Genomic DNA, 18,687 nt, shown 5'->3' with positions numbered 1-18,687 from the left:
CCGACCTGGTGGTGACGGCGATCTTCGAAGGCCGTAATGCCGCCGAAGGGATCCTGGATTATCTGGGCGTCTAAACCCGTCCGGCTGACTGCAATGCAATACCTGTGGGAGCTGGCCTGCCAGCGATAGCATCACCTCGGTCAAACTGACACACCGAGGTGTCTGCATCGCTGGCAGGCCAGCTCCCACATTGGTTTCCGGGTGTTGCTGAAATCTGCGTATTTATTGCGACAAATTGACCCGATAGACAAAAGGCTGACCTGCAACCGTGCCTTTTGCCTCCGGCTCTGAGAAAATGCCCTCACTTTTTTTCCGGATGCCGACATGACTGCCCTGAAGAACGACCGTTTCCTGCGCGCCCTGCTCAAGCAACCCGTAGACGTCACCCCAGTGTGGATGATGCGTCAGGCCGGTCGCTACCTGCCTGAATACCGCGCCAGCCGTGCCAAGGCCGGCGATTTCATGAGCCTGTGCATGAACCCGGCGTTCGCTTGCGAAGTCACGATGCAGCCTCTCGACCGCTATCCACAGCTGGATGCGGCGATCCTCTTTTCCGACATTCTGACCATCCCCGATGCCATGGGCCAAGGCCTGTACTTCGAAACCGGTGAAGGTCCGCGCTTCAGGAAAGTCGTCAGCACCCTGGCCGACATCGAAGCCCTGCCGATTCCTGATCCGCAGAAAGACCTGGGCTACGTGATGGACGCGGTCAGCACCATCCGCCGCGAGCTGAATGGCCGTGTGCCGTTGATCGGCTTTGCTGGCAGCCCATGGACCCTGGCGACCTACATGGTCGAAGGCGGCTCGTCGAAAGACTACCGCAAGACCAAAACCATGCTCTACGACAACCCGCAAGCCTTGCACCTGCTGCTGGACAAGCTCGCGCAGACCGTTACCAGCTACCTCAACGGCCAGATCATGGCCGGCGCGCAAGCGGTGCAGATCTTCGACAGCTGGGGCGGCAGCCTCTCCGCTGCGGCGTACCAGGAGTTCTCCCTGGCCTACATGAAGAAAATCGTCAGCGGTTTGATCCGCGAGCATGAAGGTCGCAAGGTGCCGGTGATCCTGTTCACCAAGAACGGCGGCCTGTGGCTGGAAAGCATCGCCGATGCTGGTGCCGACGCACTGGGCCTGGACTGGACCTGCGACATCGGCAGTGCCCGCGCCCGTGTCGGTGACAAGGTCGCGCTGCAAGGCAACATGGACCCGACCGTGCTGTACGCAAAACCGGAAGCCATCCGCGCAGAAGTCGGCCGCATTCTCGCCAGCTATGGCAAAGGCAGTGGTCACGTGTTCAACCTGGGTCACGGCATCACGCCGGAAGTCGACCCGGAACATGCGGGCGCCTTCCTGCGCGCCGTGCATGAATTGTCGGCGCAGTATCACGAGTGATGGCTGCCCAATAAAAAAACGCCCGGCTTATGCCGGGCGTTTTTGTAGGAGTTTTTGATTGTGCTCCCACAGGTTTTTGTCTTCAGGCCTTCACATCACCCAGTGGCGGCAGCTTCGCCAGCTTTAACGCCACAAACAGTGCAATCACCAACAGCGTGCCAATGAACAACCCGATCCCGTTCCAGCCGCCCAGGTGCCAGAACACGCCGCCCGCCGTACCGGCGATGCTCCCCCCGGCGTAGTAGCTGAACAGGTACAGCGACGATGCCTGCCCCTTGGCCCTGGTGGCGCGGCGGCCGATCCAGCTGCTGGCCACCGAGTGGGCGCCAAAGAAGCCGAAGGTAAAGATCAGCATGCCGATGATCACCAGCGGCAATGGCGTAAACATCGTCAAGGCCAGGCCGCCGAGCATCAGCGCGATGGTGCTCCAGAGCACTTTGCGGCGGCCGAGTCTGTCGGCCAGCGAGCCGATTTTCGCTGAGCTGTAGATGCCCGACAGGTACACCACCGACAGCAACCCGACGAAGGCCTGTTCCATGTGGTACGGCGCGGCCAGCAGGCGATAGCCGATGTAGTTGAACAGCGTGACGAACGCGCCCATCAACACAAAGGCTTCCAGAAACAGCAGCGGCAGGCCGGCGTCGCGAAAATGCATGGTGAAACCGTCGAGCAGGCTGCGCGGGTGCAGCGAGCGGGGGCGGAAGTTGCGTGATTCGGGGAGGATTTTCCAGAACACCGCTGCGGCAATCAGCGCCAGGCCACCGATCACCAGCATCGCCGTGTGCCAGCTGACGAAGTCGATCAATACCCCGGTGATCAAGCGTCCGCTCATCCCGCCAATCGCGTTGCCACCGATGTACAAGCCCATGGCGAGGCCGATGTGCTGTGGGTGGATCTCTTCGCTCAGGTAAGTCATCGCAACCGCAGCCAGACCGCTCAACGACAATCCAATCAGCGCCCGCATCAGCAGCACACCGTGCCAGCTCGGCATCATCGCACTGGCCATGGTGCACAGCGCCGCGGCGAACAGCGCGGCCACCATTACCGGTTTACGCCCGATACGGTCAGAAATCGGGCCAGTGATCAGCAGGCCGATGGCAAGCATGCCGGTGGCGATAGACAGGATCAGGCTGCTCTGCGCCGCGTTGATGGAATACTCGTCGGACAGCAGCGGCATCATCGGCTGCACGCAGTAGAGCAGGGCGAACGTCGCGAAGCCGCCGCAGAACAACGCCAGCACCGTGCGCATGAACGCCGGCGTGCCTTTTTCGATGTAGATCTCCGCCAGTTCAGTGGCGATAGCGTCCGGTGCTGCGGGAGGCACTTCATGGGCGAGAGGGGCGACAGCAGTTTTCACGTTGGACCTCGGAGGGCGCAGCCGGTCAGGCAATGAAAAAAGCATATAGCTGGCTAATGATTCAATCCAATATATTGTTCGACCTGTTTGATAGCTTTAACGACCTAATGGGGTTTCCATGGAATTGCGTCATCTGCGCTACTTCATCGCCGTCGCCGAAGAACTGCACTTCGGCCGCGCCGCACAGGTGCTGGGCATCTCCCAGCCGCCGCTGAGCCAGCAAATTCAGGCGCTGGAACAGGAAGTCGGCGCACGGCTGTTCGAACGTACTAATCGTCGGGTCGAGCTGAGCGAGGCCGGTCGGCTGTTTCTGGGAGAGGCGCGGCTGGTGCTGGCGCAGGTCGACAAAGCGGCGGATGTCGCGCGACGAGCGCAATTGGGCGAGTTGGGTGAGCTGAAAATCGGCTTCACCTCGTCGGCCCCCTTCAACTCGACCATTCCCCAGGCGATTTTCTCTTTCCGCCAGCGCTTCCCGGCAGTGCACCTGAACCTGCGGGAAATGAGCAGCACCCAAGTGGCCGATGCGCTGGTGGACGAGTCGATTGAAGTCGGCATCATGCGCCCGCTCGGGCTGCCGGACTGCCTCAGCGTGGTCGAGTTGATGCGCGAGCCGCTGGTCGCGGTGCTCAGCTCCAAGCATCCGTTGGTAGAGGGCAGCGAGGAGGGCTTGTTCCTGTCGGCCCTGGCGCTTGAGCCCTTTGTGTTTTTTCCGCGCAGCTACGGCAGTGGCCTGTATGCGCAGCTGCTCAGCCTGGCGCGGGACTCCGGCTTCAGTCCGCATTTTGCACAAGAGGCTGGCGAGGCGATGACCATCATCGGGCTGGTGGCGGCGGGGCTGGGCGTGTCGGTGCTGCCGGCGTCTTATCAGCGGATGCGTATTGACGGCGTGGTCTATCGACCTTTGCTCGATCCGGCGGCGGTGTCGGCGGTGTGGTTGGTGCAGCGTAAGGACCAGAAGTCGGCGATGGCCAAGGCGTTTGTTGAACTGCTGACGCGCAGAGTTGAACCGCTGAAGCAGTGACGGTATGACCACAATATTCCCTGTAGGAGCGAGCCTGCTCGCGATGGACTAAAAAACGCCACGTTCACCCAGGAAGCACGCGCCATCGTTGGCGACCATCGCGAGCAGGCTCGCTCCTACAGGTCAGAGTTTTCGCTGCTGCCCGTGGGACACTTCTGAACTATCCAGAACAGGCTACAGCGCCTTGCGGCGATGCCTACAACTACTCCAGAATCCGCCGGCTTGTGCGCTTTGAGGGTCATCGCTAACTTGATTCGTGTCACTGATTGTCAGTGATCGGGTTTAGTAGCCCGTATCGAAGTAAAGCGCATTTGCGCTCCTGATAGGCAGGTATGCCCATACCTGCCCTTGATGGTAGCTGTGCGCAGGGCGTCTTCGGGCGCGCCGGTTTCGCTTCGTCCGGTCTACTAACCTGCGTACAGCTGCCACCCGTTTGATCAGTAGCGATTCGGTGTGGCCGCCACTTTCAGGACGCTGAATCATGACCAATACGCTAAACCCACCGGATACCGATCCGGACACTCCACACCAAGCCAGCAATATCTTCTTCATCGCCCCTGAAATCGACAACCACACCCTGTTGGAATACGCCTGCGTGTCACTGGCATCAGCCAATGTCATGGCGAGCGATTTCGCGAGGAATCTGAACGGAGCGCAGAGCCACACACTACTGGGGATTCAGCAATCGATCATGTTGGGGGAGCTGGCGGTGAATCGGGTGTTGGATAACCTCGATCCACTGTGATCGTCCGGGGAGGCGAGAACCCTTGTGGGAGCGAGCCTGCTCGCGAAAAACGTCCAGACAACGCGGTCATTCAGGCACCGCGCGTTATCGTTGACGTCCATCGCGAGCAAGCTCGCTCCCACAAGGGAAATATTTTAGGTTACGGCCAGCGCTTGAAAATCAGCGAAGTATTCACCCCGCCAAACGCAAAATTATTGTTCATCACGTACTGGTTGCTCATCTGCCGAAACTCGCCGCGCAGGTAGTCGAGCTTGCCGCAGTGCGGATCGACTTCGTCGAGGTTGAAGGTGTGGGCGTACAGGTCGCGGTTCATCATTTCGATGCTGAACCAGGACTCCAGCGCACCGCAAGCGCCTAGGGTGTGGCCGAGGAAGCTTTTCTGCGAGCTGATCGGCATGTGTTCGCCGAACAGGCTGCTGGTGGCCAGGGTTTCGGCGATGTCGCCCTGTTCGGTGGCGGTGCCGTGACCGTTGACGTAGCCGATGTCCGAAGGTTTCAGCCCGGCGTCTTCCAGGGCCAGTTCCATGGCCCGGCGCATGGTGATTTGTTCGGGGCGGGTGGTGTGCTGGCCGTCGGCGTTGCTGCCGAATCCGACGATCTCGGCATGGATGCGCGCGCCACGGGCCAGGGCGTGTTCCAGTTCTTCGAGCACCAGCATGCCGCCGCCTTCGCCGATCACCAGGCCGTCGCGTGCACTGTCGTAAGGGCGTGGGCTGCGTTGTGGGGTGTCGTTTTTCAGGCTGGTGGCGTAGAGCGCGTCAAAGACCATGGCTTCGGTCGGGCACAGCTCTTCGGCACCGCCGGCGAGCATCAGCGGCAGTCGCCCGAACTTGATCGCCTCGTAGGCATAGCCGATGCCCTGGCTGCCGCTGGTGCAGGCGCTGGAGGTGGGAATCAGGCGACCGGTGAGGCCGAAGAAGATGCTGATATTGGCCGCGGTGGTGTGCGGCATCATGCGCACGTAGGAGTTGGCGTTCAGGCCTTCGGCCACCGAGTTGAGCAGCATGTTGCCGAATGCCTTGATCTCGTCGGTGCTGCCGGTGGAGGAACCGCAGGCAACGCCCATGCGCCCGTCCTTGATCGACTCGTCGCCCAACAGGCCGGCGTCGGCCAGTGCCAGTTCCGACGCGCCGACGGCCAGCCGTGATACCCGGCCCATGCTGCGCAGTTGCTTGCGGGTCCAGTGGCTCGGCACCTTGAAGTCATCGATGGGGCCCGCCAGGCGCGTGTTGAGCTCGGTAAAACGATCCCACTCGTCCATCCGGCGGATGCCGCTGCGGTTGGCCGCGAAGTTGCCGGCGATGGTCTCCCAGTCGCTGCCCAGTGAGGTGATGCCGGCCATGCCGGTGACGACGACGCGCTTCATCAGCACAGGCCTCCGTTGACGGCCAGAACCTGCCGGGTGATGTACGAGGCTTCCGCCGACATCAGGAAATTCACCGCGCCGGCCACCTCTTCAGGGGTGCCCATGCGTTGTGCGGGGATCATTTTCATCAGTTCTTCCACCGGCACGTTTTCGTCGAGCATGGCTGTGTCGATCAGGCCGGGTGCAACACAGTTAACGGTGATTTTGCGCTTGCCCAGCTCGATCGCCAATGCCTTGGCCGCACCGATCAACCCGGCCTTGGAGGCGCTGTAGTTGACCTGGCCACGGTTGCCGATCAGCCCCGACACCGAGGTGATGCAGACAATCCGCCCGGCGGCGCGACGACGGATCATCGGCATCATCACCGGGTGCAGCACGTTGTAGAAACCGTCGAGGTTGGTGCGCATCACCACATCCCAATCCTCCTCGCTCAGCGCCGGAAAAGCACCGTCGCGGGTCAGGCCGGCATTGAGCACCACGCCGTAGTAGGCGCCGTGGGTCTCCACGTCGGCTTCGAGAATTTCCTTGCAGCGGGCGCGGTCGGACACATCGAACTGCAGGATGCGCGCACGACGGCCCAAGGCCTCGACTTCGGCCTTGACGGCTTCGGCGTCGGCCAGGCCGCTGCGGCAATGCAACACGATGTCGTGCCCGGCCTGGGCCAGGCGCAAGGCGATCGCGCGGCCGATGCCACGGCTGGAACCGGTGACCAGTACGGACTCAGTCATCACTGGACTCCTTCGGGTTCATGGAGATATTGAGCGGCCTGGGGTGGGCGGAACACGTTCAGACGAGCGGTGACGTGAATGCCGGGGGCGTTGATGTGGCATTCGAACACGCCCATGCCGTTATCGTCTTCCAGGGAGCGAACCCCGTGGATGGTCAACTCGGTACCGGCCGGAAAACGATCGACGTTGCATTCGAATTTGCGGCTGCCGAGCAGGAAGCCCAATTCCACCGCATCACCGCGCTGGCGCGCATGGCAACCGGCGAAGGCGGCCACGCTCTGGGCCATCAGTTCGATGCCGACCCAGGCTGGCAGACTGCCGTCGGGGAGATTGAACAGGCCATCGGGCTTGACGGTCAGGCGCGTGTGAATCTGCTCTTCATCGAACGCCAGGATCCGGTCGATAAGGATCATGTCGCCGGCGTGGGGCAGCAATTCGGCGAGCGGCCAGTCAATCATGGGGCGTCTCCGATAATCAGGCTGACGTTGTTGCCACCGAAGGCAAAGGAATTGCTCATCAGGTAGCGGGGTGCAATGGACGTCAGGCGAGTGGCCGGGGTCACCCAGTGCAGCGGTGGCAGTCCGGGATCGGGCTGTCCGTCCCAGACGTGCGGTGGCAGGGCATGCTCGCGATTGTCCGGGCTCAGGCTCAACCAGCAGAACGCCGCCTCCAGCGCCCCGGCGGCACCGAGGGTGTGGCCGGTCATGGGTTTGCTCGACGAACAGGGCACGCCGGCCGGGAACAGCGTCGCCACGGCCTGGCTCTCCATGGCGTCGTTGTGCTGGGTGGCGGTGCCGTGCAGGTTCAGATAAGCGATTTGCTCCGGCTGCAGGTTGGCGCGGCCCAAGGCTTTGCGCATCGCTTGCAGGGCGCCTCGACCGGTCGGCTCCGGGGCGGAGATGTGATGCGCATCGGAACTGGCGCCGCTGCCGAGCAAGGCAATCGCTTGGCTGTCGCTAGCACGCCTGGTCATCAGGAACAGCACCGCCGCTTCGCCAATGTTGATGCCATTGCGGTTCACCGAAAACGGATTGCAGCGTTGTTCCGAGACCGCTTCCAGCGCCGAGAAACCGTTGAGGGTCAGCTTGCACAAGGTGTCGACACCGCCACACAGCACCGCGTCGCAAATGCCCAGGTCCAACAGGCGCTGGGCGCTCATCATGGCTCGGGCGCTGGAAGTGCAGGCCGTGGAAATGACGTAGGCCGGCCCGCTCAAGTGCAGCCACTCGGCGAGGAAGTTCGCCGGTGCTCCGAGTTCCTGTTGCTGATAGTCGTACTCGGCAGGGAACTGCTTTTCACGCAGGTAATGCGCCAGGCTCTGGCTGGCCTCGTCGATACCCGAGGTGCTGGTGCCCAGCACGACACCGATGCGGTCGCGGCCGTAGGTCTGGATCGCGCTGTCGATGTCCGGGCGGACTTGCAGCGTGGCCTCCAGCAACAACTGATTGTTGCGACTGTGATGGCGCGACATGTCGGCAGGAAGGGTTGCCAGTTTGCCCTGGACCGCACCGACCGGCAGCGTGCGTTGCTGCACCCAACCGGCTTGTTCGCGCATGCCGCCGCAGTCGCCGGCAAACAGGTTGCAGGCAACTTCCTGCTTGTCGCGGCCCAGCGCACAGACCAGGCCGAGAGCGTTGAGGTAAACCGTCATGGCGATTCACCGCTCAAGGGGGTGACTTGATAGGCTGGACCATTTGGAAGCTTCAATTCAAAATTCTGCGGTTGTGCGTAGCGGATATCCCAGCGCTCTGGCAGGGAGCGTTGTCTGCCGTGCTGCCAGGCGCCGGGATAGTTGGCCGCCAGTTCATCTTGCGGCGTCAGCGCAAACAGCAGCGCCGCGAACAGCTCCCGGGCTTGTGGATTGGGCGGCAGGAGACCATCGGCCTCCCAGGTTTTATCGATCAATTTCTGGCGGGCCTGGGGAATGCCCAACAGGTCCATCATCGACCAGCGAATACCCACCTCTTCACGCTGGATCACCAGCACCCAGTCCTGGCGGTCGTCGGGCTGTAAGAGCTGGATGTGCAGTTGCAGCGGCAATGGCAGATCCGGATTTTGCTCGGGCAGCGGTGCCCGGCCGGCGCAGGCGCTCAGCAGCAGGGTTGCAGCGACCAACACAAATCGCATAGCACCGATAACCCCTGTAGGAGCGAGCCTGCTCGCGATGGCGGCTTTATAGTCGACATCCATTTTGACTGACCCACCGCTATCGCGAGCAGGCTCGCTCCTACAGGTTGTGCAGTTCAAGTGACGGGTAATGAACATCACACGGATCCTTCAAAAGGTTTGCGCGCCACCACATTGACCAGGGTTTCTTCCCGCTGGCCAAAGGGTTTTGGCTTGCACACACCCAAGTGTTCGAGCAGGCCGAAATCCTTGGCGCGACTCCACCACAGGTACGGATAAGACACGTTTTGCGCGGTAAATTCGAAACCCTGCCGGTGAATCATTTGCAGGTACTGCGCAGCGCTTTTCTGCACGTGCATCGGGTGGCGGAACAACCAGCGGATCACCCAGGTATCAATGTAAGCCTCGGTGGATTCGGCGAACAGCAGATAACCGCCGGGTTTGAGTACACGGTAGAACTCGGCCAGTGCCTGTTCCTGCTCCACCAGATGATGGAAGGTCTGGTGACAGAACAGCAGGTCGATACTGGCATCCGGCAGGTTCAGGCTGGCGCAGTCGCCGCCGATCAACTCCACTTCCATGCCCTGGCGGGCCGCTTCTGCGCGGCTTTGGTCCAGGCTCTGGGGGTCAGCATCGACGCCAATCAGGCGACCGGGCGCAAAGGCCTGGCGCAGCAGCGGGAATGACTTGCCCTGGCCGCAACCGGCATCCAGCAGCACCGGGCTGACAGGCAGCGCTTCGCTGAACAGGTTGCGCAAATCGTCGATCGCCAGCCGCAGCACATAATGTTGCCAGATCTGGCTGCGCAGGAACCACAACCCGAAACGGGTTTCTTCGACGTAGTGGTCGCTCAAGTAGTTCATGACGCATCCTTCGCACAGAACTCCGATATCACCTTCAACCGGCGCCTGGCTTCACTGACGAACGGGTTGCTTTGATCCCAGGCATATCCGGCAAGTATGGAGCTGATCATCCCGCGGATTTCCTTTGAGCTGCCCTCATGGAAAATCACGTCCTGGAAGGTCCCGGCGTACCAGCCTTCGACATAGCAACGGAAGGTGTCGACGCCGCGCTTGAGCGGTTCGGCGAACTCGGTTTGCCAGTCGACGGCTTCGCCTTGCAACTGACGGTGCAAGACCCCGGCGGCCATGCTTGCCGAACGCATGGCGATGGTCACGCCGGAGGAAAACACCGGGTCGAGGAATTCCGCGGCATTGCCCAGCAGCGCGAAGCCAGGGCCATGCAGGGTTTTGACGTTGGCCGAGTAACCGCCAATGGTTCGGGCCTCGGTGTCCCACTGCGCATTTAGCAACACGCTGGCCAGGCTTGGCGTCTCGGCGATAAAGCTGCGCAGGCACTCATCCAGATTGTCGCTGCGGCCGGCGAAACGTTCCTCGGCGGCGACCACGCCGACCGAGCAACGCCCGTTGCTGAACGGGATGGTCCAGAACCACACGTCACGCTGGGTCGGATGAGTGGTCACGAGGATCTTGCTGCGGTCGAAGGTCGGGAGGTCGATACGGTCTTCGACGTGAGTGAACACGGCCTGACGCACCGGGAAGTTCGACGGCGCCTCGAGGTCGAGCAAGCGCGGCAGCACACGGCCGTAACCACTGGCATCGAGCAGGAAACCGGCCTCGATACGGTACTCGCTACCGTCTTCGCGGCGCACGCCGAGTTGCGGTTTTACCGGGTCAATGTCGACGCTGACGATGGTTTCGCCATAGCGGATCTCCACGCCCTGCAGCGCGGCCTGATCGGCCAGCAGTTTGTCGAAATCGGCGCGCTGGACCTGAAAGGTCGTCGATTTGCCGTCGCTGAACGTCTCGCCGAAATCAAACGCGCTGTAGCGCTCGCCCCAGGCAAACGCGGCACCGGTTTTCACCTGGAATCCGGCCACGTTGACGGCGTCGAGCATGCCCGCTTCCTCGACGAAGTCCAGGCAATGGGCCAACAGGCTTTCACCGATGGAAAACCGTGGGAAATGCTGGCGCTCGATCACCAGCACATCGTGTCCCTTGCGCTTGAGCAGCGCGGCGGCGATGGCACCGGATGGACCGGCGCCGATGACCACGACCTGGCGACATTCCATTTCAGCGGTTGGCATGGGAGCTCCTTGCAGGGACAGCGGCTTTCAGGGGGATTCGGTGCATGCCGGTCAGGGCTGGCAGCAGTGTGGCGATCAGACCCATGAGCATCAGGGCAAAGTACAGCGGCGGGCTGATGAGTTGCTGTTGCAGCAGCAGGTTGAGAAAAACGATCTCGCTCAAGCCGCGGATGTTCAGCAGCACGCTTTCCCGCCAGCGGCTGGCGCCCTGGAACGAGGCCCCGGCCCAGCCGAGGCCGAGCCAGTTACCCAGCAGTTTGCTCAGCATCGGCAACAGCAGCAAGGCGAGCAGTTGCACCCAGCCGAGGCTGTCTATCGCGCTGTGCACGTTGATCTGCACGATGCCGAACGTGAGGATCAACGGGATGGCGATGTATGTCTGCAAGCGACCCATCCACACGGCCGGTAGCGGCAGGACCAGTGGGGCTTTCAGAGCGGCCATGATCAACACATAACCAATGCCGAAAATCAGCGCATTGAGCTTGAAGTGTTCGGCGACGACCAGCAGGGCGAAAAAGCTCAGGCTGTAGAGCCATGTCTGGCGCAAACCGAGCAACCGCAGCAGCACCGGCAGGCACGCGCCGGCCAGCGGCAGCAACAGGCTGCTCAAGTGCAGGCTGCCCTGGGCGATGCCGAACAGCGTCCAGCAGGCGAGGTCGATGAGGATCGCGGTCTGCACCAGTCGCCGGGTGGCGGCGGGTGGGTAATCAATGTGCCGCAGGTACAGGTACAACACCGGGATCGCGGTGATGGCGAACAACAGGCCGACGGCCAGCGAGCTGATCCACGGTTGCGGCGGTAACAACCAGACCGCCGTGGCCAGGCCGCAGGCAAACGGAATGCAAAAGCTGGGCAGGGCGATTTTCAGGCTTTGGCGATCCAGTTGCAGGTCGATCACATCGCTGAGGATGTAGCCCAGCAACAGGGCAAAGCTCAGGCTGTAGAGGTTCTTCAGCCAGCCCGGTGACACCAGCAGCGCACCGCTTAACTGCCATTGGGGCTCGATCCAGAAATACATCAACAGCGGCAAGCCGAGGGTCGCCAGCAACAACTGGCTGACGATGGGAATCAGGCCGAAATGCCGGCCAACACGAGTCGCCACGGCGAACAACACCAGCGCCATCGCCCAGAACAGAACGACCATCATGTTGCCCGCTCCACGGCCGTGGGCTCATGCACCTGGCGACCGGCCCACGGCGCGAGCAGGAAGCTGAAGATCAGGCCCAGGCTCACCGACAGTCCGAAGCTGCTCACCGCCGGAGTACTCGACACCGCCAGCAGGCCGAACGACAGCCAGGTGGTCAACGCCGCCAGCAAAGTACCCAGCAGGCTCACGGCCGCGCCGCCGACCTGTTCGCGCATCAGGATCGCGTAATCGACACTGATCGCCGTCACCAGCAGCAGGCCGAACAGGCTGAACAGGGTCAGCGGCTGCCCCAGCCAGCCGAGGCTGGCCAGGCTGCATAACGCCGCCAGCAGGGGCAGGGACACGATACGCAACGCGCCGCCGAGGCCGAATGGAAGGATCAGCACCAGCACGATCAACACGCAGGAGGCGAGTTTCAGTTCTGCGGCACTGATTTGGGTGGCCGCGAAGACATTGTTCAATTCACCCAGTCGATCCACCAGTGTCACGCCGGGTAAATCCTCACCCTGGAGCCGCAGCAGGGCCGGGTTGTTGATGCCTTGCAGGCTGACCATCGCCGCCACGCCGTCATCGGTCGGCCCCAGCCATAGGGGCCGGTAGGGTTCTGCCAACGGGCCGCTGAGCGCAGCGTCAATGTCCACGGTCGGCAGTGCCTGCAGCTTCGTCAGCTCGGCCTGCAGCGCCTCGGCCGGTACGCCGATGTCGAGCAACGGCCGCCAGAACGAAGGCAGTTTGCTCAACGCTTCGCGCACCTGTAGCTGTTCGTTCGGCGGGCTGACCAGTTGATTGAGCGACAGATAACCCTGGAGCTTGTCCAGGCCAATCAATTGATCCAGCCGTTCTCTCAGAGCGGTCTGACGTTCGAGCAGTTGCTGCTGATTGGCGGCGCGTATCAGAAAGAACTGGCTGGTGGGTTGATAGCCCGTGATCCGGGCAATGGCCTGGGCTTCGTCGGTCAATTGTTGCGGTGCGCTGATCCACTGACGGATGTCGTTTTTGCTGCCCAGCTGCAACAGGCCGCCCAGGCAAAAGACGATCAGCAACGCCAACAAGACTGGCGTTTTCAACTGTTTGAGCAGTGCTTCACGACAGCCCAGCAATAGCTCGCAAACGCGCAATGGCCATTGCGCCGGGCGAAGGTCTACGCCCTTGAGCAATGCCGGCAGCAGACACACGGCGGACAAATAGGCACCGAGCAAACCGGCGGCAGAGAACGCGGCAATCTGGGTCAGCGCCGGGAAGGGTGTCCAGGCCAAGGCCAGGTAACCGATGCCGCTGGTGATCAGGCTCAGGGTCAAACCGGGCAGGGTCAGGCGCAGGGCAGGCCAGCTGTGCCAGGGTTTCAGGCTCCAGCTTTTGGACAGGTAATGCAGCGGGTAATCGACCGCAACACCGATCAGGCTCGAACCCAGCACCAGGGTCATCACGTGCATATGGCCGAATAACGCCACGCAGGCCACCGCGCCGAAGAGCATGCCCACCAGCACCGGCACGAACGCCAGCAAGACGCGCCAGCGCCGGAAGGCCAACAGCAGCAGCAACAAAATCCCCACGGTGGCACCGCCACCGACCCAGGTCATCTCCCGGGCGGCCTGCTGTTGCCCGCTGGCTGCGTACAACAGGCCGCTGGCGGCGAGTAGTTGCACGTCGTGTCGGGCGGCTTCTTCGCGGCTGTGTTCGAGCAGGTCGGCCACTTGCAGCGGCAGGTTCATGTCGAAGGCGTTGCCGGTGGTGCGCGCGCGCAACAGCACCCAGCTCTTGCCGTCGGCATCGGCGACCAGGGCGCCGCTGCCGATGTCCAGTTGCACCGAACCGCGTTGCGGCTGGCTGTTCTGGATGCGCCCGGTCAGGCCCAGCCAGTCGTCCTGGCTCGGCACCAGGCTGTAACCGTTGAACGGGTCGAACAACGCCTGCACCCGTTGCTGGATAAAGGTGTCGGGGTGCTCGATCAATAGTTGTCGATCCGCCGCCTGGAGCATCGCCAGGCGACCTTGCAGCAACTGCGTGCGCAGTGCCGGCAAGTCGGCTTGCAGGGTCCACTGGACCTTTTCGAACAAGCCGCTGGCCTGCCATTGCTCGCCGAGTGTCTGCGCCATGGCGACGGCCCGCTGGCGATCGCTGTGGCCGACCAGCACCAGCATTTCGCGGTTCAGCGGCTCTTGCATGCGTTGTTCTGCGCGCTGTTCCAAGGCATCGGGCGCCGTGCCGGGCACCAGGTCCATCAGGTTGGCCGATAGCGGCGCGGCGCCACGCCATTGCCAACCGGCGAGCGCCAGTACTGCCAGCAGCAGGATCAGAAACAGCCGGGGCAACCACCGTTCACTCGGCAAAGTCATGCTGCTCCGCGTCGCTCAACGGCTGGGCGCTGGTGCTGTCCTGCATGCGCAACAACGTACTGTCGCCCTGGGTCTCGAGCAGTTCGATGCTGTGCACCAGTTCTGCGCCGGTAATGTTGATCTGGTTGAACACCTGCTTGAGCAGCATCGAGCGCGGCAGCAGCGTGAGCTTCCAGTTCTGCGCGTCGCCGCTCAGGGACAACTCGAAATCCCGTTGCAGGCCACTGCTGTCGCCTTGCAGCACGGCGAGGAACAAACGGTTCTGCTCGGCACCGGCGCTTTTGCCCGGCAGCATTTGCCACACAATGCCGTCACGCCGGGCAATGCCTTTGGCTGTGATGCGATAGTCCTGTTGCAAAGGTGTTTTCAGCAGCCATAACAGGCCGTGGTTTTTTGCCAGCACGAAGGTGCCCTTGCTGGTCAGCGGCTGGGGCAGGGCGCGCAGGTGTTTTTCCTGGATAAAATGGCCGTGGATCACCTCGGGCCGGGCCAGTTGATCGCTGAGTTGTTGCAGGTCAAAGGCTTGGGCCAGTCCAGGAATGCCCAGTAACACGCAGAACACTGTAGGAGCGAGCTTGCTCGCGAAAAACCTGAGAGCACCGCGGGGTGTCAGGTTCCCAGTGTCATCGTTAACGACCATCGCGGGCAAGCTCGCTCCTACAGGGGAGCGGGGGACGCAGAACCTCATGGCAGGGCCTTCTCTACCGCATCGGTGAAGACCTTCGGCGAAGCCAGTTGCATCTCGCGATTGCTCATGTCGACCGCGACCTGCACGGAGACAGCGCGGGTCAAGCGCTCACCGGTTTGCAGGTCGCTGATCAGGTAATTGATCTTCAAACGGTTCTCCCACTCCACCAGGTTGGCGCGCACGTTGAGTGTCTGACCGAACACCGCACCGCGCACGTAGCGCAATTGCAGGTCGATCACCGGCCACGCATAACCTGATTCGTTCATCGCCGTGTAGTTGTGGCCGATCTTGTCCAGCAGCGCACAGCGGGCCACCTCCAGGTATTTGACGTAATGGCCGTGCCAGACCACGTGCATGCTGTCGACGTCAAAGAACGGTACGACGATTTCCGTGTCGGTGTAGAGAAATCCCTTGCTACGCATGCAGCCTCCAGTGTTGTTCGGCGATGCGATGCAGGCACAGGCGCAATTCGCCTTCCAGCGCGCGGTCTTCGATGACCGGCGGGAAGTCCTTGGCCAGAGCTTGATGCATGGCGGCCAAAGCGGGTGGCAATGGTCGTGCATCTTCGGCCTGGCCGCGCAGCCAGACGCCCTGATTGGCCGCCAGCAGCGTAGCGGCCGCCACCTGTTCGGTGAGTTCCAGCACGCGGATCGCATCCCGGGCGGCGATGGTGCCCATGCTCACTTTGTCCTGGTTGTGGCATTCGGTGGAGCGTGAGAAGACGCTGGCCGGCATGGTGTTCTTCAGGGCTTCGGCAGTCCAGGCGCTGGTGCCGATCTGCACCGCCTTGAAGCCGTGGTTGAGCATGGCGCGGTCGGCCGTGGCGCCGGACAGGTTGCTCGGCAAGCCATGGTTGTAGCGCTCGTCCACCAGCAGCGCGAGTTGCCGATCCAGCAGGTCGGCGACGTTGGCCACGAGGTTTTTCAGGCTGTCCATGGCGAAGGCGATGTGGCCGCCGTAGAAGTGCCCACCGTGTAGCACGCGCTCGGCTTCGGCGTCGATGATCGGGTTGTCGTTGGCGCTGTTGAGCTCGATCTCGATGAACGAACGCAGCCAGTTCAGGCTGTCGGCCAGTACGCCCAGCACATGGGGTGCGCAGCGCAGGGAATAGCGATCTTGCAGGCGATGCAGGGGAGCGGTCGGCGCGTCGATGGCCAGATCCTGGCGCAACCAGGCGGCGACCTGCATCTGCCCCGGGTGTGGCTTGGCGGCGAACAGGCGCTCGTCGAAGTGCTCCGGGTTGCCTTGCAGGGCGACCACGTTCAGCGCGGTGATGCGCGTGGCCAGATGCAGCAGATAATCGGCGCGGGCGTAGGCCAGGCAGGCCAGACCAGTCATCACTGCGGTGCCGTTCATCAATGCCAGGGCTTCTTTCGGACGCAGCACCAGCGGCTGCCAGCCGAGTTCGCGGTGCACATCGGCAGCCTGCCGGCGCTCGCCGCGGAACATCACCTCGCGTTCGCCGGACAGCGTGGCGGCCACGTACGAAAGCGGCGTCAGGTCACCACTGGCGCCCACGGAACCTTCTTCCGGAATCAGCGGCAGGATGTCGTGTTCAAGAAACGCCTGCAGGCGCTCCAGCAACTCCACACGCACCCCGGAAACCCCGTGGCACAACGACTGCAAACGCGCGGCCAATACCGCGCGGGTGGCCTGGGCGTCGAGCAGTTTGCCCAGGCCGCAGCCGTGGAAAGTGAACAGATGACGGGGCAGCGCCTCGACGTGATGCAGCGGCACCGCGACCACGCAGGAATCGCCGTAACCGGTGGTCACGCCGTAGATCACGCCTTCCTTGTCCAGCAGCGAGTCGAGAAAACGCGCACCCTTGGCGATGCGCTCGCGGTAGGCGGGATCGCTTTGCAGCTGCGTCGGCACCTTGCGGTTGGCCAGTGCCAGTACGTATTCAATGAGCAAAGGGCGTTCGCCGAAGGTTACCGGCTCAAGCATTGGCGTCGTCATCGGTCTTCCAGAAAGGGTAAAAGTTGAACCATTGTTGGGGCGCTTCGAGGCAATAGTGACCCAAGCGTTCGGCGTAGCGGGAGGCCCACTGATGAATGACCTGTTCGCGGTCGCTGCGCTTCCAGGTGATTGCGTCAGCGAAGGGTTCAATGGTCAGTCGATAGTCGCCGTTGGGCTTTTTCAGGCACAGCAGCAGGTTGACCGGGCATTTCAGCAGGCCGGCCAGCAGCCACGGGCCTTGGGGGAATCTGGCCGGATGACCGAGGAAGTCCACGGTCGCGCAGCGTCCGCCATGCAACGGCACGCGGTCGCCGGCGATCGCCAGCCACTCGCCGCGTTCCAGGCGTTCACTCAGTTGCAGCATGATCCCGGGGTCGAGCTCGCTGACCTGGATCAGGCGCAAATTGGTCGCCCCGGCTTCGCCTAGCAAACGGTTGAACTGTTCGGCGTGCTTGGTGTGCACCAGCACGTTCATCGTGACTTTCTCGCCGATCTCCGCGAGTGCGCGGCAGACTTCCAGATTGCCCAGGTGCGCGCCCACCAGCATCTGCCCGCGGGCACCGCGCAACTGGTCACGCAGCAGCGCCGGGTCGATGATTTCGATTTGTTCGATGCTCAACTTGCCGTTCCAGACGTCGAGTTTATCGAGCATGGAATCGGCGAAAGCCATGAACTGGCCGAATACCCGCCAATGGCTCGGGCGCAATTTACTGCGACCGCTCCAGTCGGCCAGGCGTTGCTGGTATTGCCAGGCACTGTGTCGAGCGCTGCGGCCGAACAGGAAAAAGTACAGAACGATGCCATACAGCACCGGGCTCAGTACTCGACGGCCCAGCACTTTGGCGCCGAACGCGGTGAGCTTCATCAGCCAGAAACTGCCCCGCTCCTGGCGGTCGGCCCAGTGTTGCTTGTCTGCGCTCATGCTCGCCACCGTCGCCAGAGGATCATGGGCGAGCGCAGCAACATGCCGAAGAACAGCCGCGTGTGCATGCTGGAAATCAGCACGTTGTCGTGGAGCATCCGAAAATGCGAAACGCCATCCAATGGATAGTGGACCTTGGTTTGCAGCCACAACATCGGCTGATTGCGCCAGGCCAGGCGCACCAGGATGTCCGAGTCGAAGTCCATGCGCTTGCCGATTTTCGCTGACTCGATCAGCGCCAGGACCGGCGCCAATGGGTAGACGCGGAAACCGCACATGGAGTCGCGAATCTGCAGCGACAGGGTGTTGATCCAGACCATGACATGAGTCAGGTAGCGCGCATACAAACGGCCTTTCGGCACGCTGGCGTCATATTGCGGATAGCCGCAAATCACCGCCCGAGGGTGGCGGCGAGATTGTTCGATGAAGCGTTGGACGTCCTGCAAATCGTGCTGGCCATCGGCATCCACCTGCAAGGCATGGCTGAAACCCAGGCGCGAAGCTTCGCGCAAGCCGGTCATGACCGCGCCACCCTTGCCCTGGTTTTCGGCCAGGCGGATCAGGTAAACCATGTCACGCTGGGCCAGGCGATCCAGCACCCGGGCGCAGCGCGGGCTGCTGGCATCGTCCACCAGGATGCACGGCAGATGGCTGGCGATCAGCGCATCGACCACCGTGGTAATGGCTGTTTCGTGGTTGTACACCGGGACGATGGCGCAGGGGCTATGCATGTTGGTTCACCTCTGTGGGACCGAGGTGTCTGCATCGCGAGCAGGCTCGCTCCCACATGGG

19 protein-coding genes are annotated in these 18,687 nt (G+C 62.3%); 4 read left to right on the top strand and 15 right to left on the bottom strand.

Features of this window, described 5'->3' with window-relative positions:
* On the top strand, positions 1–74 hold a 74-nt coding region (locus BSF44_RS31080), incomplete at its 5' end, for a hypothetical protein (protein WP_371918240.1).
* A 250-nt stretch (positions 75–324) separates the two neighbouring features.
* Positions 325–1,392, top strand: coding sequence for a uroporphyrinogen decarboxylase (gene hemE / locus BSF44_RS09295; RefSeq protein ID WP_095943258.1), 1,068 nt, complete (start codon positions 325–327; stop codon positions 1,390–1,392).
* Between the two features lie 82 nt (positions 1,393–1,474).
* Here the strand turns inward: hemE and BSF44_RS09290 are convergent, their stop codons facing one another.
* The gene (locus BSF44_RS09290; RefSeq protein WP_095943257.1) at positions 1,475–2,749 is read right to left on the bottom strand and encodes an MFS transporter; all 1,275 of its coding nucleotides are present in this window, start codon (positions 2,747–2,749) and stop codon (positions 1,475–1,477) included.
* A gap of 118 nt (positions 2,750–2,867) precedes the next feature.
* Between BSF44_RS09290 and BSF44_RS09285 the strand changes: the two genes are divergently transcribed.
* Both BSF44_RS09285 and BSF44_RS09280 read left to right on the top strand, forming a co-directional pair.
* Entirely contained in the window at positions 2,868–3,770 is a 903-nt protein-coding gene (locus tag BSF44_RS09285) for a LysR family transcriptional regulator (protein ID WP_095943256.1), read from the top strand.
* 481 nt (positions 3,771–4,251) lie between these two features.
* On the top strand, positions 4,252–4,515 hold the full coding sequence (locus BSF44_RS09280) for a DUF6124 family protein (protein WP_095943255.1): 264 nt from the start codon (positions 4,252–4,254) through the stop codon (positions 4,513–4,515).
* Between the two features lie 139 nt (positions 4,516–4,654).
* Here the strand turns inward: BSF44_RS09280 and BSF44_RS09275 are convergent, their stop codons facing one another.
* Genes BSF44_RS09275 through BSF44_RS09210 form a run of 14 tightly spaced genes read right to left on the bottom strand, consistent with a single transcriptional unit; the run spans position 4,655 to position 18,626 of the window.
* Positions 4,655–5,881 carry a beta-ketoacyl-ACP synthase gene (locus tag BSF44_RS09275; protein ID WP_095943254.1) on the bottom strand — a complete coding sequence of 409 codons (1,227 nt, stop codon included), beginning with the start codon at positions 5,879–5,881 and terminating at the stop codon, positions 4,655–4,657.
* Entirely contained in the window at positions 5,881–6,609 is a 729-nt protein-coding gene (fabG, locus tag BSF44_RS09270; RefSeq protein WP_095943253.1) for a 3-oxoacyl-ACP reductase FabG, read from the bottom strand. Before fabG ends, BSF44_RS09275 begins: the two co-directional genes overlap by 1 nt.
* Positions 6,609–7,067, bottom strand: coding sequence for a hotdog family protein (locus BSF44_RS09265; protein ID WP_095943252.1), 459 nt, complete (start codon positions 7,065–7,067; stop codon positions 6,609–6,611). Before BSF44_RS09265 ends, fabG begins: the two co-directional genes overlap by 1 nt.
* Positions 7,064–8,260, bottom strand: a complete 1,197-nt coding sequence (locus BSF44_RS09260; protein WP_095943251.1) for a beta-ketoacyl-[acyl-carrier-protein] synthase family protein — start codon at positions 8,258–8,260, stop codon at positions 7,064–7,066. Before BSF44_RS09260 ends, BSF44_RS09265 begins: the two co-directional genes overlap by 4 nt.
* Positions 8,257–8,874, bottom strand: a complete 618-nt coding sequence (locus BSF44_RS09255; RefSeq protein WP_095943250.1) for a hypothetical protein — start codon at positions 8,872–8,874, stop codon at positions 8,257–8,259. Before BSF44_RS09255 ends, BSF44_RS09260 begins: the two co-directional genes overlap by 4 nt.
* Positions 8,874–9,599: a class I SAM-dependent methyltransferase gene (locus tag BSF44_RS09250; RefSeq protein ID WP_095943249.1), complete on the bottom strand. Its 726-nt coding sequence runs from the start codon at positions 9,597–9,599 to the stop codon at positions 8,874–8,876. Before BSF44_RS09250 ends, BSF44_RS09255 begins: the two co-directional genes overlap by 1 nt.
* Positions 9,596–10,843 (bottom strand): NAD(P)/FAD-dependent oxidoreductase, encoded by a 1,248-nt coding sequence (locus BSF44_RS09245; protein ID WP_095943248.1) that lies wholly within the window; start codon positions 10,841–10,843, stop codon positions 9,596–9,598. Before BSF44_RS09245 ends, BSF44_RS09250 begins: the two co-directional genes overlap by 4 nt.
* A complete protein-coding gene (locus BSF44_RS09240) occupies positions 10,830–11,990 on the bottom strand; it encodes a sodium:proton antiporter (protein WP_095943247.1) in 1,161 nt (386 codons plus the stop codon). Before BSF44_RS09240 ends, BSF44_RS09245 begins: the two co-directional genes overlap by 14 nt.
* The gene (locus BSF44_RS09235) at positions 11,987–14,326 is read right to left on the bottom strand and encodes an MMPL family transporter (RefSeq protein ID WP_095943246.1); all 2,340 of its coding nucleotides are present in this window, start codon (positions 14,324–14,326) and stop codon (positions 11,987–11,989) included. The genes BSF44_RS09240 and BSF44_RS09235 overlap by 4 nt, the downstream gene beginning before the upstream one ends.
* A complete protein-coding gene (locus BSF44_RS09230) occupies positions 14,310–15,014 on the bottom strand; it encodes an outer membrane lipoprotein carrier protein LolA (RefSeq protein ID WP_095943245.1) in 705 nt (234 codons plus the stop codon). Before BSF44_RS09230 ends, BSF44_RS09235 begins: the two co-directional genes overlap by 17 nt.
* On the bottom strand, positions 15,011–15,436 hold the full coding sequence (locus BSF44_RS09225) for a thioesterase family protein (protein WP_095943244.1): 426 nt from the start codon (positions 15,434–15,436) through the stop codon (positions 15,011–15,013). Before BSF44_RS09225 ends, BSF44_RS09230 begins: the two co-directional genes overlap by 4 nt.
* The gene (hutH, locus tag BSF44_RS09220; RefSeq protein WP_095943243.1) at positions 15,429–16,973 is read right to left on the bottom strand and encodes a histidine ammonia-lyase; all 1,545 of its coding nucleotides are present in this window, start codon (positions 16,971–16,973) and stop codon (positions 15,429–15,431) included. The genes BSF44_RS09225 and hutH overlap by 8 nt, the downstream gene beginning before the upstream one ends.
* Complete coding sequence (locus BSF44_RS09215) at positions 16,954–17,895, bottom strand: glycosyl transferase (protein WP_095943242.1); 942 nt, start codon at positions 17,893–17,895, stop codon at positions 16,954–16,956. The genes hutH and BSF44_RS09215 overlap by 20 nt, the downstream gene beginning before the upstream one ends.
* Positions 17,892–18,626: a glycosyltransferase family 2 protein gene (locus tag BSF44_RS09210; protein ID WP_095943241.1), complete on the bottom strand. Its 735-nt coding sequence runs from the start codon at positions 18,624–18,626 to the stop codon at positions 17,892–17,894. The genes BSF44_RS09215 and BSF44_RS09210 overlap by 4 nt, the downstream gene beginning before the upstream one ends.
* Positions 18,627–18,687: the final 61 nt, after the last annotated feature.

The organism is Pseudomonas sp. ACN8, from assembly GCF_002303925.1.
Taxonomy (GTDB): domain Bacteria; phylum Pseudomonadota; class Gammaproteobacteria; order Pseudomonadales; family Pseudomonadaceae; genus Aquipseudomonas.
The sequence above is the reverse complement of the archived record's forward strand: the minus strand, read 5'-3'. Positions and strand labels throughout refer to the sequence as shown.